General features: G+C 64.4%; 16 protein-coding genes. 12 read left to right on the top strand and 4 right to left on the bottom strand.

The window, feature by feature from the left end; all coding sequences use genetic code 11:
- Window positions 1–25 precede the first annotated feature (25 nt).
- The 10 genes from hisI (at window position 26) to ACVIYL_RS28060 (ending at window position 9,090) form a co-directional block, all read left to right on the top strand.
- Window positions 26–454, top strand: coding sequence for a phosphoribosyl-AMP cyclohydrolase (hisI, locus tag ACVIYL_RS28015; RefSeq protein WP_057019662.1), 429 nt, complete (start codon window positions 26–28; stop codon window positions 452–454).
- 115 nt (window positions 455–569) lie between these two features.
- Complete coding sequence (locus ACVIYL_RS28020) at window positions 570–1,268, top strand: c-type cytochrome (protein WP_456781900.1); 699 nt, start codon at window positions 570–572, stop codon at window positions 1,266–1,268.
- A gap of 13 nt (window positions 1,269–1,281) precedes the next feature.
- Window positions 1,282–2,532, top strand: coding sequence for a c-type cytochrome (locus ACVIYL_RS28025; RefSeq protein WP_456780330.1), 1,251 nt, complete (start codon window positions 1,282–1,284; stop codon window positions 2,530–2,532).
- Between the two features lie 115 nt (window positions 2,533–2,647).
- Window positions 2,648–2,827: a hypothetical protein gene (locus ACVIYL_RS28030; protein ID WP_016843914.1), complete on the top strand. Its 180-nt coding sequence runs from the start codon at window positions 2,648–2,650 to the stop codon at window positions 2,825–2,827.
- The gene (locus ACVIYL_RS28035) at window positions 2,827–3,390 is read left to right on the top strand and encodes a cupredoxin domain-containing protein (RefSeq protein WP_057019660.1); all 564 of its coding nucleotides are present in this window, start codon (window positions 2,827–2,829) and stop codon (window positions 3,388–3,390) included. The genes ACVIYL_RS28030 and ACVIYL_RS28035 overlap by 1 nt, the downstream gene beginning before the upstream one ends.
- Window positions 3,380–5,005, top strand: coding sequence for a b(o/a)3-type cytochrome-c oxidase subunit 1 (locus tag ACVIYL_RS28040; protein WP_456780331.1), 1,626 nt, complete (start codon window positions 3,380–3,382; stop codon window positions 5,003–5,005). Before ACVIYL_RS28035 ends, ACVIYL_RS28040 begins: the two co-directional genes overlap by 11 nt.
- Window positions 5,002–5,793 (top strand): c-type cytochrome, encoded by a 792-nt coding sequence (locus ACVIYL_RS28045; RefSeq protein WP_456780332.1) that lies wholly within the window; start codon window positions 5,002–5,004, stop codon window positions 5,791–5,793. Before ACVIYL_RS28040 ends, ACVIYL_RS28045 begins: the two co-directional genes overlap by 4 nt.
- 92 nt (window positions 5,794–5,885) lie before the next feature.
- Window positions 5,886–6,890, top strand: coding sequence for a transglycosylase SLT domain-containing protein (locus ACVIYL_RS28050; RefSeq protein WP_456780333.1), 1,005 nt, complete (start codon window positions 5,886–5,888; stop codon window positions 6,888–6,890).
- Between the two features lie 80 nt (window positions 6,891–6,970).
- Window positions 6,971–7,728, top strand: a protein-coding gene (locus tag ACVIYL_RS28055; RefSeq protein ID WP_256558577.1) for an IS5 family transposase whose coding sequence is annotated in 2 segments (ribosomal slippage) — window positions 6,971–7,307 and window positions 7,307–7,728 — 759 coding nt in all. Because the reading frame shifts where the segments join, the coding sequence is not laid out codon by codon here.
- 180 nt (window positions 7,729–7,908) lie between these two features.
- Window positions 7,909–9,090, top strand: coding sequence for a DUF2336 domain-containing protein (locus tag ACVIYL_RS28060; RefSeq protein ID WP_456780334.1), 1,182 nt, complete (start codon window positions 7,909–7,911; stop codon window positions 9,088–9,090).
- 68 nt (window positions 9,091–9,158) lie between these two features.
- On the opposite strand, the gene ACVIYL_RS28065 is transcribed toward ACVIYL_RS28060, so the two are convergent.
- From ACVIYL_RS28065 to ACVIYL_RS28075, 3 genes are all read right to left on the bottom strand, one after another.
- Entirely contained in the window at window positions 9,159–9,737 is a 579-nt protein-coding gene (locus tag ACVIYL_RS28065) for an Hpt domain-containing protein (protein ID WP_456780335.1), read from the bottom strand.
- A 9-nt stretch (window positions 9,738–9,746) separates the two neighbouring features.
- On the bottom strand, window positions 9,747–10,292 hold the full coding sequence (locus ACVIYL_RS28070) for a response regulator (protein ID WP_456780336.1): 546 nt from the start codon (window positions 10,290–10,292) through the stop codon (window positions 9,747–9,749).
- 105 nt (window positions 10,293–10,397) lie between these two features.
- Entirely contained in the window at window positions 10,398–11,177 is a 780-nt protein-coding gene (locus ACVIYL_RS28075; protein ID WP_253608058.1) for an NAD kinase, read from the bottom strand.
- Between the two features lie 163 nt (window positions 11,178–11,340).
- On the opposite strand from ACVIYL_RS28075, the gene ACVIYL_RS28080 reads away from it, so the two are divergent.
- Complete coding sequence (locus tag ACVIYL_RS28080; protein WP_456780337.1) at window positions 11,341–12,942, top strand: S10 family peptidase; 1,602 nt, start codon at window positions 11,341–11,343, stop codon at window positions 12,940–12,942.
- Between the two features lie 413 nt (window positions 12,943–13,355).
- Here the strand turns inward: ACVIYL_RS28080 and ACVIYL_RS28085 are convergent, their stop codons facing one another.
- Window positions 13,356–14,252, bottom strand: coding sequence for a DUF2189 domain-containing protein (locus tag ACVIYL_RS28085; RefSeq protein WP_026192934.1), 897 nt, complete (start codon window positions 14,250–14,252; stop codon window positions 13,356–13,358).
- Between the two features lie 546 nt (window positions 14,253–14,798).
- Between ACVIYL_RS28085 and ACVIYL_RS28090 the strand changes: the two genes are divergently transcribed.
- On the top strand, window positions 14,799–15,632 hold the full coding sequence (locus tag ACVIYL_RS28090; RefSeq protein ID WP_076831602.1) for a cytochrome c oxidase subunit II: 834 nt from the start codon (window positions 14,799–14,801) through the stop codon (window positions 15,630–15,632).
- Window positions 15,633–15,672 lie beyond the last annotated feature (40 nt).

Raw genomic sequence — 15,672 nt, forward strand, 5'->3', positions numbered from 1 at the left:
CGCATTTTCCTGAGCGAGGTTTTCCGTGTCCGCAGCGACCCACGATCACGACCGCGAGGAGGGGCTGGCCTTCCAGCCCAAATTCGACGCGGCAGGCCTTGTGACCTGCGTCGCGACCGATGCCGCGACCGGCGATGTGCTGATGGTCGCGCACATGAATGACGAGGCCCTGCGCAAGACGATCGCGACCGGCGAAGGCTGGTACTTCAGCCGCTCGCGCAATGCGCTGTGGCGCAAGGGCGAGAGCTCGGGCCAGACCCAGCGCGTGGTCGAGATCCGGATGGATTGCGATCAGGACGCGGTGTGGATCAAGGTCGAGCAGATCGGCGCCGCCTGCCACACAGGACGGCGCTCCTGCTTCTATCGCGCGGTGAAGGACGAGGGCGGGCATGTCAGCCTGTCCTTTGTCGACGCCGAGAAGCTGTTCGATCCGGCGCAGGTCTATCGCAAATAGATCATTGATCTGAATCAAGTACAGCGCGGCGAAGTCGTGTACTTCGTGGCCCCTGTTACGCCATGCGCAAGCCGTTGCGCAGGGTCGTCACTGGGGGTGAACTGTGGCGCATCGCCTGATACCGCTTGTTGGGTTTTTTGCCTGGGCTGTGTGGCCGATCGGCGAGGCGCAATCGCAAACGACCGAGCGTGCGCCCGATACGATGGCCGCGCGCGTCCTTGCCTGTGCGCCGTGTCACGGCGCCGAAGGCGAGGGCACCAGCGACGCCTATTTCCCGCGGCTGGCCGGCAAGCCGGCAGGCTATCTCTACAACCAGCTCATCGCATTCCGGGATGGACGGCGGAAATACCCGCCGATGAACTACCTGCTGGAGTTTCAGACCGACGATTACCTGAAGAAGATCGCTGAATATTTCGCCTCGCTCAGGCCGGCATTTCCGCCGCCGGTCCCGCCGGTCGACAGCAAGGAGATCCTGGCGCGCGGCGAGACGATCGTGAAGAACGGCGATCCGCAGCACGGCATTCCGCCCTGTTCGGCCTGCCATGGTCCCACATTGGGCGGCATGGAGCCCGGCATTCCCGGCCTGCTTGGCCTGCGCGCGGCCTATATCAGCGGCCAACTCGGGGGCTGGCGCTACGGCACGCGGACCGCGTTCGCTCCCGATTGCATGCAGATCGTCGCGGGCCTGCTGACGGAGGACGACGTGAAGGCGGTGGCCGCCTATCTGTCCTCGCGTCCGGCGCCGGCGGATCCATCCTTCGCGCCGCGAGGCAGCCTTCCGATGCCGCTCGAATGCGGCAGCGAACTGCATTGAAGGGATCGTGCCGATGTCGCGAACCTTAACAGGACTGCTTGTCGGACTGATGCTGGCATTGTCGCCGATTGGAGCAGCGGCGCAGCAGAAGGCGGCCGATCCGGCCGTCCTCGCCAAGGGCGAGTATCTCGCACGCGCCGGCGATTGCATCGCCTGCCACACCGCGCGCGAAGGCAAGACCTTCGCCGGCGGCCTCCCGATGAAGACGCCATTCGGCACGCTCTACACGTCGAACATCACGCCCGATCCGCAGACCGGGATCGGCACGTGGACCTCCGATCAGTTCTACCAGATGATGCACAATGGCCGCTTTCCCGACGGCGGCCTGGTCTATCCGGCGATGCCGTTCGCCTCCTATACCAAGGTGACGCGCGAGGACAGCGACGCGATCTACGCCTATTTGCGCACGGTGCCACCGGTCAGGCAGCTCAACAAGCCGCACGACCTGACATTCCCGTTCAACAACCGCTCGCTGATCCTCGGCTGGCGCACGCTGTTCTTCAGGGAAGGCGAGTTCAAGCCTGATCCGACGAAGTCGGCGGAGTGGAATAGAGGTAACTACCTGGTCGAGGGGCTGGGTCATTGCGGGATGTGTCACACCCCGATCAATGCGCTCGGCGGCAGCAAGCAGTCGCAGGCCTTCGAGGGCGGCCTGATCCCGATGCAGAACTGGTACGCGCCGTCGCTGACCTCCAACAAGGAGACGGGGCTCGGCGACTGGACGATCGAGGAGATCGTCGACTATCTGCGCAAGGGCGTGTCCGCCAAGGGCGCCGTGTACGGACCGATGGCCGAGGTCGTCTACAACAGCCTGCAATATCTCAATGATGATGATGCGCGCGCGATGGCGGTCTACCTGAAGGGCCTTGCGCAGGGCGGTCCTCCGGAGAAGGCGTCGACTTCGCTGCCGTCGGCCGAGAGCAGTCTGCTGCTGTCCTTTGGCAAGTCGATCTATGACCGCGACTGCGCAAGCTGTCATGGCGCGACCGGGCAGGGCATGCCGCCGGATTATCCGCCGCTTGCCGGCAATCAGTCGATCCAGATGGTCTCCGCGGTGAACCCGATCCGGATGGTGCTCAATGGCGGGTATCCGCCGGGTACGTCGGGCAATCCGATGCCCCACGGCATGCCGCCGTTCGCGCAGAAGCTGTCGGATGACGAGGTCGCGGCTGTCGTGACCTACATCCGAACGGCCTGGGGCAATCGCGGCGAGCCGGTGTCGGCGCGGCAGGCCAACGAACTGCGGGCAGCAACGCTGAACTAAAGCATGATCCGGAAAAGTGCGAAGCGGTTTTCCGAAACGATCATGCTCAAACAAAGGAGCTAAAGCGCGATGACTAGTCAACCTCGTCTCGTCGCGCGTTAAGGGGAGCGCGATCATGATCAACTCGTCTTCGCCGCAACCGCCGGCATCGGGCTCGGAAGACGATGATGTCGAGACCATCGTACGCGCCGGTCCAGGTGGCGCGGTCGCGGTCGCGGGCATTGCGACGGCCGTCGTGGTCGGGTTGTGGTTTGCATTCTATCTGCTGGTCTTCCTGCCGCGGAGCGTTCCCTGATGGCGAGCGAGACTGACCACAGCCTCGGTGAGGCCGTTGCCGCACGGATCGAGCGGCGCTGGGCGACGCTGTCGATCGTCATTGTCGGCGTCCTGGTCGGCATGGCGACCTATATCGGCATCCATCAGGCGACGATGCCGCAGGGCCGGGTCGAAACCGCCGATCCCAAGACGCTGCATCTGTCGGGCGAATTCGTCGAGAGCAATCTCGGCAGCGAAATGCTGGCCGACGGATCGGTCACCGTGCGTGCGATTGGCCAGCAATATTCCTTCACACCGCAATGCATCGTGGTGCCCGCGGAGACGCCGATCACCTTCCGCGCCACCAGCGCCGATGTCGTCCACGGTTTCCTGATCGAGGGCACCAACATCAACACGATGCTGGTGCCGGGCTACGTCACCGACCTGCCGGTGCGCTTCAAGGCGCCGGGCGATCACGTGATGCCGTGCCAGGAATTCTGTGGCATCGGCCACCAGGGCATGTGGGGCAAGGTCAAGGTGGTCGACAAGGCTGCGTTCCGTGACATGGCGGCAGCGAAGCGGAGGCTGACCTGTGTTGATTAACAAGCGACTGATCGCGGCGCATTTCTGGCTTGCCTTCATCGTGTTCGGCGTCGCGCTGGTGCTCGGCGCCTGGCAGATGTTCGTGCGCAGCCCGTTGAACGCCTGGCATTTCAATCCGGAATTCTACTATCGCTCGGTCACCGCCCATGGCTCGGCGATGGGATACGTATTCCCGACACTGATCGCGATGGGATTCGGTTACGCGATCACCGAAGCCTCGCTCGAGAAAGAGCTGGTTGGACGGCGCTGGGCCTGGGTGGGCTTCTTCCTGGTCGCCGTCGGCGCCGTTGTCGCGATGATCCCGGTGTCGCTCGGGCTCGCCTCGGTGCTCTACACCTTCTATCCGCCGATGGTCGGCAATCCCTTCTATTACATCGGCGTCGTCATGGTCGTGGTCGGCTCATGGATCTGGGTCGCGCTGATGGTGACCAATTTCGTGATCTGGAAGCGCGAGAACCCGGGCAAGCCGGTGCCGCTTGCGATGTATGCCAATGTTGCGGGCTCACTGCTCTGGGGCTGGACCGCGGTCGGCGCGGCGCTTGAGATCCTGTTCCAGATCCTGCCCGTGGCGCTTGGGCTGAAGTCGACGATCGATGCGGGGCTGGCCCGCGTCTTCTTCTCCTGGACGCTGCACGCCATCGTCTATTTCTGGCTGATCCCGACCTACATCGCCTATTATACGATCTTCCCGCGGGCGATCGGCGGCCGGCTCTTTAGCGACCCGATGGCGCGGATCTCGTTCATCCTGTTCGTCGTGGTGGCGATGCCGATCGGCGTGCATCACCTGTTTGCCGATCCGCAGGTCGGCGCCGGATTCAAGTTCATGCACTCCGTGTTCACCGGCCTCGTCGCGCTGCCGACGCTGCTCACGGTGTTCACGATCTGCGCCTCGGCGGAGATTGCCAGCCGCCTGCGCGGTGGCCGCGGCGCCTTCGGCTGGATCGGCGCGCTGCCATGGTCCAATCCGATCATGCTGGCGACGGCGCTGTCGCTGGTCATGCTCGGCTTCGGAGGCGCCGGCGGTCTGATCAACATGAGCTATCAGCTCGATGCCACCGTGCACAACACGCAGTGGATCACCGGCCATTTCCACCTGATCTTCGGTGGCGCCATCGTCATCATGTATTTCGCCATCGCCTATGATCTGTGGCCGCATCTGACCGACCGTGCGCTGGACAGTTTTGGCCTGATGCGCACGCAGCTCTGGCTGTGGTTCATCGGCATGATCGTGACCACCTTCCCGTGGCACTATGTCGGTATTCTCGGCATGCCGCGCCGCATGGCCTATTATGACTATGCCAACCCGGCGATCTCGCCGCAGGCCTTGTCGGTCACGATGTCGGCAATCGGCGGGTTCATTCTTCTGATATCGGGCCTGCTGTTCCTGCTGGTGCTGATCCGCGGGCAGTTCGGCGCGCGAGGCGAGGCGGGTGCGTACCGCTTCGCGGTGCCGCTGCACATGCCCGCGCGGATTCCGGTCGCGCTCAACTCATTCGGCCTGTGGCTCGCGTTGATGGTCGGTCTCACCGTGGTGAATTATGGTTTCCCGATCGCGCAGCTGATGGCGCTGAACGAGACCAGCGTGCCCGCGGTCTATGTCGGAGCCGGCCGATGAGCGACCAGCCGCTGTTCTCGCTTCGCAATCCGTGGTTCGGCGCCAGCGTCGGCATCACGGTTGCCATCGCTGTGTTGTCGGCCGTCGCAGGCCTGATCTGGTTGCCGCTGGCGCAACCCAATTTGAAGCTTGCCGGCGTCTGGGATGCGATCTGCAGCGCTGCCGGCGTTCCGCGTGCCGCCGTGCAGGAGGCCGGCATCAAGCCGGATTTCAAGACGTCCAAAGTCGTCATGACATCGGAGATGCTGACCAAGGCAGATCAGGTCTCGATCGGGCGGGGCGCAACGCTGGCGCAGCGCTGCGCGATCTGCCACGGACCGCAGGGCGTCAGCGACGCCCATTCACCGAACCTCGCCGGGCAATTTGCTGCGGTGACCTACAAGGAGCTGAACGACTTCAAGACCGGCGCGCGGGTCAGCGTGGTGATGAGCCCGTTCGCGGCGGCGATGAGCGATCAGGACATGAAGGATGTCGCGGCCTATTACGCCTATCTGCCGCGGGTGCCTTCGAACAATCTGGATACCGGGCGTCCCGCGCCGGCGATCGTGGTGACGGGCGCCCCGATGCGCAACATCGCGCCTTGCGGCTCCTGCCACGGCGATGTCGACAACAAGGCGGGAAGCCCCTGGCTCGGCGGCCAGTCGGCGGTCTACATCAAGGCGCAGCTCGAGGCCTTTGCATCCGGGGCCCGCCGCAACGATATCAGTCAGCAGATGCGCAACATCGCGCGCCAGATGACGGCCGAGGAGATCGACCAGGTCGCGCATTACTACGAGGCCCAGCCCTGAACCGGCGCTATTAACGCGCCATTAACCATAATTACGGCACCTTGACCGGACATGGGTGCCGATTGCCGGCGCCCGGCAAGGCACCCGGACAGATGGCGGTCGACCTCTTCAATGCGACGGCTTCGGCAGGTGTCGATTCCTCGCGCCTGAAGGTCGCAAGCTCGATCAAGCAGGCGGCCGCGACCACCGGCACGAGCTTCGAATATCTGCTCACGACCGCGAAGATGGAATCCAATTTCAACCCGCGGGCCGGCGCCACGACCTCGTCGGCGCATGGACTTTATCAATTCATCGACCAGACCTGGCTCGGCACCGTCAAGGAGGCTGGAAGCCAGCTCGGTTATGGCCAGTATGCCGACGCCATCACCAGGAATTCCGACGGCAGCTATTCGGTCAGCGATCCCTCGGCGCGCGCCGCGGTCATGAAGCTGCGCGACGATCCGGACGCGGCGTCCTCGATGGCGGCGGTGCTGACGCAGTCCAACAGCTTCAAGCTTACCGGCAAGCTCGGCCGCCGTCCGACCGATGCCGAACTGTACATGGCCCATTTCATGGGCGTCGGCGGCGCCGGCAAGCTGATCTCGAGCGCCGAGGACAGCCCGAGCGCCAATGCGGCCGCGATGTTTCCGAAGGCGGCAGCCGCCAACCAGTCGATCTTCTACGACAGGTCGGGCAACGCGCGCAGCGTCAGCCAGGTCTATTCGGTGTTGACCACGCGCTACGCCGCGGCCGCGAACTCCCAGGACACGCGCACCGCCTTCGCCGCGGCCGGCGGCGACACCATGTCGCCTTACGCGATCGCAGGCACCGCGCCGACGACGGCGCTGACCATGGATACCGCGTCCTATCTCTCGACCTTCCCGGACTCCCGGTCGGCCGCGCCCGTCGCCGCGACCTCGGCTGTGGCATCGGCACAGCCGGCGCCGACCTTCCGCTCGCTCTACCAGGCCGGCGACCGCTCGGAGCCGATCTCGCCGGCGGTGCAGGAGCTGTGGGGCAATTCCGCCTCGCTGACGTCATCGGCGACGCCGAAGGTCCGCGCGCCCGGACGGCTCGACCTGTTCAGCGATCCGAGCGGCACCTACAGCAACGGCTAGGACCAATCCACATTCAGGATTCCCATAGCTGAATGATGCTGAATCAATGCGTTCCGGACGTTTTGATTCGGAGCGTGCTGATGGGTGTGAAGCGCTATGAGCTAAGTGATGCGCAATGGGCTCGGATTGCGCCTCTGCTGCCAGGCAAGGTGGGCGATCCCGGCCGCAGCGGTGTCGACAATCGCCTGTTCGTGAACGGGGTTTTGTGGGTTCTGCGGTCCGGCGCCTACTGGCAGCACCTGCCGGAGCGCTACGGCAAGTGGAAGAGCGTACACGCGCGTTTCACCCGCTGGGCCAAGGCTGGCGTTTGGGAGAAGGTGTTTGCCGAGCTGATCAAGGATCGCGACAACAAATACCTGATGCTCGACACCACTCTGGTTCGTGTCCACCAGCAGGCTGCGAGCGGAAAAGGGGGGCCAAAACTCAGGAACTGGGGCGTTCCCGAGGTGGTTTGACCACCAAGATCCACATGCTCTGCGACAGCCTCGGTCGGCCGCTGCGCTTCATGCTCACCGCCGGACAACGACACGACAACCTCACCGCAAAAGCCCTGCTCGAAGGCTTCAAGGCCGAGGCCGTGTTGGCCGATAAGGCCTACGACAACAATGATCTACGCACGACCATCGCGGACATGAACGCCGAAGCGGTAATCCCCTCAACCCGCTCTCGTAAGATCCCCATCCCGCATGACGAGACGATCTACAAGCTACGCAACCGCATCGAGCGTTGCTTCAACAAGCTCAAACACTTCCGCCGCTTTGCCACGCGATATGACCGACGAGCAGACTACTTCCTCGCATTCGTCCACCTCGCCGCAATCTGCATTTGGCTCCGCTGAATGTGGATTCGTCCTAGCGCTGTCTTGCTGCGCGCGCGAAGCCGCGCGCCATTGCGGCTTTAACGAAACGTCAATAATCCCAAACGTTTATGGTGAACCCTTTGTTAAGCGTCATGGTTTATTTTTTCTTGCAGTGGCGTCGTATGTCGATGCCGTTTCGTTGCGTAAGCCGGAAGGACCATGATCGTTCGGCAGTTTATTAGTTGGATTAGGACCGCTCCTGCAGGTGAGCGAGCAGAGGCAACGCGGGCGTTGGCCCGGGCCTGGCTCATCTCGGATCTCACCGAGGACGACCGCATCGCAGCCGAAGGCGCGCTGCTGATGCTGCTCGACGACCCGTCGCCGCTGGTACGGCAGGCGATGGCCGAGGTGTTCGCGCGCAGCGCGGACGCACCTGCCGCAATCGTGCAGGCGCTGTCGGCCGACCAGCCGGCGATCGCGCTGCCGGTGCTGGAACATTCACCGCTCTTAATCGATGCCGACCTCGTCGACATCGTCGCCACTGGCTCCGACGAGATGCAGTGCGCGATCGCGCGCCGCACCAATCTGCCGGCCTCCGTCGCCGCCGCGATTGCCGAGGTCGGCTCGGCGGCCGCCGCGCTCGAGCTGATCGAGAATCCTTACGCCGGCCTCGCGCCGTTCTCCTGGGATCGCATCGTCGAGCGCCACGGCCATCTCGCCGCCATCAGGGAATCGATGCTGCAGCTGGAAGACTTGCCGTCGGCAACGCGGCTGGCGCTGGTCGCAAAGCTCTCCGACACGCTGGCGCAGTTCGTCGTCGCGCGAAACTGGCTCGGCAGCGATCGGGCCGGCCGGATCGCCGGCGAGGCCAGGGAGCGCTCGACGGTGAACATCGCCGCGCGCGCCTTCGGCGACGACATGCAGAACCTGATCACGCATCTGCGCGCCACCGGGCAATTGACCGCCGGGTTGATCCTGCGCGCGCTGCTGTCGGGCAATCTCGATCTGTTCGGGGCGGCGCTCGCCGAACTGTCCGGGCTGCCCTATGGCCGCGTCTCCGCGCTGTTGAACGACCGCGGCGGCAACGGCCTGCAGGCGCTGCTGCGCCGCGCCGGCTTGCCGGAATCCACCTACGCCGCGTTCCGCGTCGCGCTCGAGGCCAGCCACGAGGTCGGCTATGTCGACAGCGGTGACGGCGCGGCGCGGCTGCATCGCCGCATGGTGGAGCGGGTGCTGACGCATTGCGAGACCGATCATTCGGCGGCCGAGCCGCTCCTGATCCTGCTGCGCCGCTTTGCGACCGAATCGGCCCGCGAGGACGCACGGATGTTCTGCGAGGAGCTCGCCGCGGAAGACGCCATCGCGGTGCTGCCCTACGACGACGATCTCATCGCGGCCTGAGGGCCGCGCTTCCTTCCCATCGATGGATGCTTGAGCGGGCTGCGCAACGCGAGCAGCCGGCCGCGCGGCTATTCGCCGGGCGCGATGCTCGGCGCGAGGATCGCCTCGAGGTGCTCGGGACGGTCGCGGTTGGCGTGGGTCAGGAATTCGTCGGCGATGCCGCGGAGCTGCTTGCTCAGCACGCCGGCGACGACCGCGGTGTCGAGCTTGGTGCGGTTGCGCACGATCGCCTGCACGGCGTTGATGTGGTGCGCAATCAGCTGCGGCGGCACGGCGCCGAGATCCGGCGCGTGCTCGATGATGCGGCACAGGCTCTCCGCGGCTGCGGCCGCCGACGGATAGCCGAATGTCGCGGCATCACCCTTGATGTCATGCGCGGCGCGGAACAGCTCCTCGCGCGTCTTGTCGCTGAAGCCCTCGCGCAGCACGGTGGCGTGTGCGGCGGAGAGGCGGTCGGCCTCGATCGTCATCCACTCCTTGAACTCGCCCGACAGCCCGGCGAGCGCCTTTTCGGCGCGGCCGACCGGATCGTCGAGATCGCTCTCGGGGACGCGCAGCAGCATCTTGCGCAGCGGATTGGGCTGCGTGATGACGTGGTGCGTGCCGAAACTCTTGACCTCGATCGTCCCGGGTTTGTCTTTCGCCATGGCGATGTCCTAGATGGCCGAGCGCGCCTTTTCGAGCAGCGACGGTTGTTGCAGCACCTCGACCTCGCCGCTGCCGCGGCGTTCGGGGCCGATATAGGTGTTGGTGGTGTTCCGGCGGCGGTCGGGGCCGAAATAGGTCTTGGTCTTGATGAACGGGCGCGGGTTGGCGACCACGTTCATGATGCGCTGGTAGAGGCCCTTGGCCGAGATCGGCTTGGCCAAGAATTCGGTGACGCCGGCATCGCGCGCCACGGTGACACGGCGCTTCTCGGAATGCCCGGTCAGCATGATGATCGGCGCGTAGGGGTTGCCCTTGGATTCCGGCTGCCGGATCATCTGCGCAAGCTCGAGCCCGTCGAAGATCGGCATCGACCAGTCGGTGATGACGATGTCGGGCACGTAGTGCGTATACATCTCGAGCCCGGTGGCGCCGTCCTCGGCCTCATACACCTCGCGCGCGCCGAACGAATGCAGCAGCGTCCGCAGGATGCGGCGCATGTGCGGATTGTCGTCGCAAATCAAAAATCGCAGCTTGTTGAAATCGATGCGATACATGGTCCGGCCCTGATAGGGCATACCGGGCCAATGCGGTATTACCCGACGTTAACCATATCCCGCCCGGGGTTAATGATTGGTTGCCGGGCAAGGAGGCAGACGCCGTCAGTAGCCGAACTGCTCGCGCAGGATGCGTTCTTCCAGCGAGTGGCCGGGGTCGAACAGCATCCGCATCGCGATCGTCTTGTCGGACAACACCTCGACCCGGCGGACGTCGCGGACCTCGTCATGATCGGCGACCGCGGCGACCGGGCGCTTCTCGCCCTCGATCACCTCGATCACCACGAAGGCGGAATTCGGCAGCAGCGCGCCGCGCCAGCGCCGCGGCCGGAACGCGCTGATCGGGGTCAGCGCCAACAGCGCCGCGTTGATCGGCAGGATTGGCCCCTGGGCGGAGAGGTTGTAGGCGGTCGATCCGGCCGGCGTCGCCACCAGGATGCCGTCGGCCATCAGCTCGGGCATCCGCTCGTGCTCGTCGATCAGGATGCGCAGCTTGGCGACCTGGTAGGTCTGCCGGAACAACGCGACCTCGTTGATGGCATGATGCAGATGCACGGCGCCGTGGATGTCGGTCGCGCGCATCAACAGCGGATTGATCAGCGACTCCCGCGCGGCGGCAAGCCGGGCGCGCAGATCATGCGTCGAATATTCGTTCATCAGGAAGCCGACCGTGCCGCGGTGCATGCCGTAGATCGGCTTGCCGCTGCGCATGTTGGCGTGCAGCGTCTGCAGCATCAAACCGTCGCCGCCGAGCGCGACCACGACGTCGGCATCCGCGGGTAGATGGTTGCCGTACATTTCCGTCAGCTGCTCGAGCGCCGACTGCGCTTCCACGCTCGCGCTGGCGACGAAGGCGATCTTGTCATACCGCTTGGAGCTGGCCATTCGCTCACGAACTCGTTTGGCACGGAACACGCCGCGCTCGTCTATACATCCCGGGCGGCCTTGTCGAGATGGTCCGGGAACGGACCGCATGCCACGCCGGCGCCGCCAAACTAGCGCAGTTTGTTGCTGGATTGCGTAAATTGGGGCGCAGGGAGTGAACGATATGGCTAACAGTCTTGCGACACGGTTCGCCGCGGCGTTGCTGGTGGCCTGCCTTGCGACCGCGGCGCGAGCCGACGATGACGTCCCGCAGCCATCGCCGTCGCCGAGCGCGCAGGCCCCAAGCGGCCAGAACCCAGGTGGTCAGAACCCGAGCGGCCAGAAAGGGCGGGCAGGACGCGGCGGCGAGGCCGGCTCCGGCGCCGGCACTGCTGCCAATGCCCCTGCAGCCGAGCAGCACCGCCTGCCGCCGGACTCCACGACCAAGCAATCGGTCGCGCTGCCGAACCGTACCCTTAACTTCAGCGCGACCGCGGGTTCGATCCGCGTGTTCGACGACAAGGGCGAGCCGCTGGCCGACATCGCTTATACGTCCTACCAGCTCGACGGCGCCGAGAAGGCGAACCGGCCGGTGACCTTCCTGTTCAACGGCGGTCCGGGCTCCGCGTCGGCCTGGCTGCAATTGGGCAATGTCGGGCCGTGGCGGCTGCCGTTCGACGGCGCGGTGTCCTCGGCCGCGCCCGAGCTGCAGGCCAATGCCGATACCTGGCTCGATTTCACCGATCTCGTCTTCATCGACCCTGTCGGCACCGGCTACAGCCGCTTTGTCACCACCTCGGAGGAGGCGCGCAAGCGCTTCTTCACCGTCGACGGCGACGCCAATTCGGTCGCGCTGGTGATCCGCCGCTGGCTGGAGAAATACGACCGGCTGACCTCGCCGAAATATCTCGTCGGCGAAAGCTATGGCGGCATTCGCGGGCCCAAGGTGGTGCGCAATTTGCAGATGCAGCAGGGCGTCGGCGTCCGCGGCCTGGTGCTGATCTCGCCGGTGCTCGATTTCCGCGAATATACCGGCTCCAGCCTCCTGCAATATGTCGCAAGCCTGCCGACCATGGCGGCGGTCGCGCGACAGGCAAAGGGCCCGGTGACGCGCGAGGATCTCGCCGACGTCGAGAGCTACGCGCGCGGCGATTTCCTGCTCGACCTCGTCAAGGGGCAGGCCGACACCGAGGCCACCACGCGGCTCGCCGACAAGGTCGCAAGCCTGACCGGGATCGATCAGGTGGTGAGCCGCAGGCTGGCCGGCCGCTTCGACATCGGCGAATTCCGCCGCGAGTTCGATCGCAAGAGCGGCAAGGTGACCGGCCGCTACGACGCCTCCATCGAGGGCTTCGATCCCTATCCGGATTCCAGCTATTTCCGCTTCAACGATCCGTCCGGCGATCCGCTGATGGCGCCTTTGACCAGCGCCGCCGTCGACCTCACCACGCGCAAGCTGAACTGGCGGCCGGACGGCTCCTATCATCTGCTCAGCGAAAGCGTGAACAAGGCCTGGGAGTTCGGTCACGGCATCAGTCCGGCGGAGTCGGTGACGCAGCTTCGCCAGGCGCTGGCGCTCGACCCCAACCTGAAACTCCTGGTCGGCCACGGCCTGTTCGATCTCGCCACGCCGTACTTCGCCTCGAAGATCATCCTCGATCAGTTGCCGGCCTTCGCGGGCCCGAGCCGCACCAGGCTCGCGGTCTATCCCGGCGGCCACATGTTCTACTCCCGCGACGGCTCGCGCCAGGCGTTCCGCAAGGAGGTCGAGGCGCTGATGAGGTAAGGGGATGTGGCGGTGTGGATTGCGCCGTCGCTGCAAATACGGTCGTCGTCCTGGCGAAAGCCAGGACCTATAACCACCAAATTCGATTGTGAACGGGATCGCGGCCCCGGCGTCGCGCAACAAATGCCGCTTGGGGTAATGGGTCCTGGCTTTCGCCAGGACGACATCGATAGTGTGACACGGCCGACATCCACCTTCGTCGTCCCGGCGAAAGTCCGCAGCGGAAGTTGGGAGCGGACCTCGTCGTTCCAACATCGCGCAATGGTTCGCGGAATGTCGGGGTTCGTCGCCGGCCAGGCCGCGGCGCGACAATAAATTACGTCCGCTTGCCGCGGGAGCGATCAAGCTCGCGCCGGTTCTTGTTTTGACGCGTTTTCTTCACGCGAACCGGTAGCCGCTTCGCGCGAAAACGCTTAGCGCTCACGGCTCCACGGGAAGAGGGAGGCCGGGAAATCGGCCGCGTAGCGGTGACCGATCGGCGGGCGGGGCTCTTCTTGCGGAGGATTCCGGTCAGGCTCGACCACCTTCCTGTAAAGATGCCAGGTCGCATGACCAAGCACCGGCAGAACGACGCAGAGACCGACGAAGAATGGCAGTGAGCCCACGGCCAGCAATACCGCAACGATCAATCCCCACGCGGCCATCTCAATTGGATTCATCATCACGGCCCGTATCGAGGTGCGGATCGCATCGATCGCGGTCGCATGACGGTCGAGCATCAGTGGAAAGGAGACGACGCTGACGCACAGGGCAACCAAGGCGAAAAGGAAGCCGACGCCGCATCCGACGATGATGAGCGACCAGCCTTCGGGCGTCGTCAACACGCGCTTTGCGAAATCAGGGATGCTCGCAGCCGGCGCATAACCGAACGTCATGATGTAGATCGCGTCCGCGGTGGCGATCCAGACCCCGAACAGAACGAACAGAAGAACGCCAAGTTCGAACATGGCGCCGAACGACGGCGCGCGCAGCACCTGCATCGCATCCCAGGCTCCTGGCTCCTCTCCGCGTTCGCGCCGTCGGCTCAGTTCGTAAAGGCCGAGGCCGGCGAAAGGACCGATCAGGGCGAAGCCGGCGGCGAGCGGAAACAGCAGCGGCAGCACCGAATAGCCAAGCACAAGTCTGAACAGGACAAGTCCGAGCACGGGATACATCACGCACAGGACGATTGCGTGGGTCGGGATGGCCTTGAAGTCTTCCCAGCCGAGGCGCAACGCGTCGCCCAGGTCGGAAAGGCTGATCTTGCGAACGACGAAGGCGGTAGAGACGCCAAACAATTGCAGCTTGGGTCGTGCGAACACCGTGGTCATGGTTCCGGTCTCCTTGCTTGTGGCCGCAGGGGAACGGAGCGCCATCAACGCACGCACATCCGCCTCATGCGCGAAAATCGCGACTGAGTCCGGCAAATCAGATTCAACCAGAAGGAGCTTGCCGGACGACGTCTGTCGCAACCGGTCAAGTAAAACTAGTCCGATGCGCGGCAGAAGCAAGGTGGCGAATGCGGTCGGGAGAATTGTGCAGATGCACAAACGAGGTCTTGCGATGCACCATGCGATTGGGGAGGGCCGATCAGTGTTCGCGGCATCCAATGCATTCCTGCCAACACGCGCCGGACAGCGGCGGGCATTACTCCTCTATTGACGTCTGGCTCGATGGGTACCATGTTGATGCTTGACGCCCCCAGCTCCGATGAGGTTGCGGCCGTGACGTTGAGTTTTTGTCATGTCCCAGCATCGCGACCGGCAGAATGGGCGAGGCAAAAGCCACGGTGATGGTGAACGTGAGACCATCCCTCTGACGTGAGCTCCGCCCTTTCGTTCGTCTCCGCAGCCTTCAATGGCAAGGAGGAATGAGGGATGGCTGTAGCGATTTTACTGCTCCTGGTTGCCGTCGCCTCGGTGCTGTTCCACCTCTACAGCCCCTGGTGGTGGACCCCGATTGCCTCGAACTGGAGCTATATCGACCACACGATCAACCTGACATTCTGGATCACCGGAGCGGTGTTCTGCGCGGTGATCGTGTTCATGGCCTATTGCGTCCTGCGCTTTCACCACACCGAGGGACGGCGCGCCCACTACAATCCCGAGAACAAGAAGCTCGAATGGTGGCTCAGCATCGGCACCGCGATCGGCGTCGTCGCCATGCTGGCGCCGGGCCTCATCGTCTGGCACCAGTTCGTCACCGTTCCCGCCGACGCGACCGACGTCGAGGTCGTCGGACAACAGTGGATGTGGAGTTATCGGCTTCCGGGAAAGGACGGCCGGCTCGGCACCTCAGATGCGCGCCTGATCAGCTCCGACAATCCACTCGGGTTGAATCCCAATGATCCGAACGGGCAGGACGACATCGTCGTGCAAAACGAGGATCTGCATCTGCCGGTCGGGAAGCCGGTGAAGGTGCTGCTCCGCTCGATCGACGTCCTGCATGATTTCTACGTGCCCGAGTTCCGGGCGAAGATGGATATGATCCCTGGCTCGGTGACCTACTACTGGCTCACGCCGACCCGGACCGGAACCTTCGACGTCCTCTGCGCGGAGCTTTGCGGTGCCGCGCACGCACAGATGCGCAGCAAGGTCGTCGTGGAAGAAGAGAAGGAATATCACGCGTGGCTGGACAAGCAGCACACGTTCGCCGCCTTGTCCGGCCAGCGCAACGTCGCGAAGGCCGCGTACAAGACTGGCAGCGAATGAACATGCCGACGAGGATCGGCCGGATGTTCGGCCGGATATG

This window comes from Bradyrhizobium sp. USDA 3315, assembly GCF_054056795.1.

Bases quoted from the DNA above. Each gene is read 5' to 3' on its own strand.
- ACVIYL_RS28025 (WP_456780330.1), top strand. From the start codon at position 1,282: ATGTCGCGAACCTTAACAGGACTGCTTGTCGGACTGATGCTGGCATTG.
- ACVIYL_RS28030 (WP_016843914.1), top strand. From the start codon at position 2,648: ATGATCAACTCGTCTTCGCCGCAACCGCCGGCATCGGGCTCGGAAGAC.
- ACVIYL_RS28035 (WP_057019660.1), top strand. From the start codon at position 2,827: ATGGCGAGCGAGACTGACCACAGCCTCGGTGAGGCCGTTGCCGCACGG.
- ACVIYL_RS28045 (WP_456780332.1), top strand. From the start codon at position 5,002: ATGAGCGACCAGCCGCTGTTCTCGCTTCGCAATCCGTGGTTCGGCGCC.
- ACVIYL_RS28050 (WP_456780333.1), top strand. From the start codon at position 5,886: ATGGCGGTCGACCTCTTCAATGCGACGGCTTCGGCAGGTGTCGATTCC.
- ACVIYL_RS28060 (WP_456780334.1), top strand. From the start codon at position 7,909: ATGATCGTTCGGCAGTTTATTAGTTGGATTAGGACCGCTCCTGCAGGT.
- ACVIYL_RS28065 (WP_456780335.1), bottom strand. From the start codon at position 9,737: ATGGCGAAAGACAAACCCGGGACGATCGAGGTCAAGAGTTTCGGCACG.
- ACVIYL_RS28070 (WP_456780336.1), bottom strand. From the start codon at position 10,292: ATGTATCGCATCGATTTCAACAAGCTGCGATTTTTGATTTGCGACGAC.
- ACVIYL_RS28075 (WP_253608058.1), bottom strand. From the start codon at position 11,177: ATGGCCAGCTCCAAGCGGTATGACAAGATCGCCTTCGTCGCCAGCGCG.
- ACVIYL_RS28080 (WP_456780337.1), top strand. From the start codon at position 11,341: ATGGCTAACAGTCTTGCGACACGGTTCGCCGCGGCGTTGCTGGTGGCC.
- ACVIYL_RS28085 (WP_026192934.1), bottom strand. From the start codon at position 14,252: ATGACCACGGTGTTCGCACGACCCAAGCTGCAATTGTTTGGCGTCTCT.
- ACVIYL_RS28090 (WP_076831602.1), top strand. From the start codon at position 14,799: ATGGCTGTAGCGATTTTACTGCTCCTGGTTGCCGTCGCCTCGGTGCTG.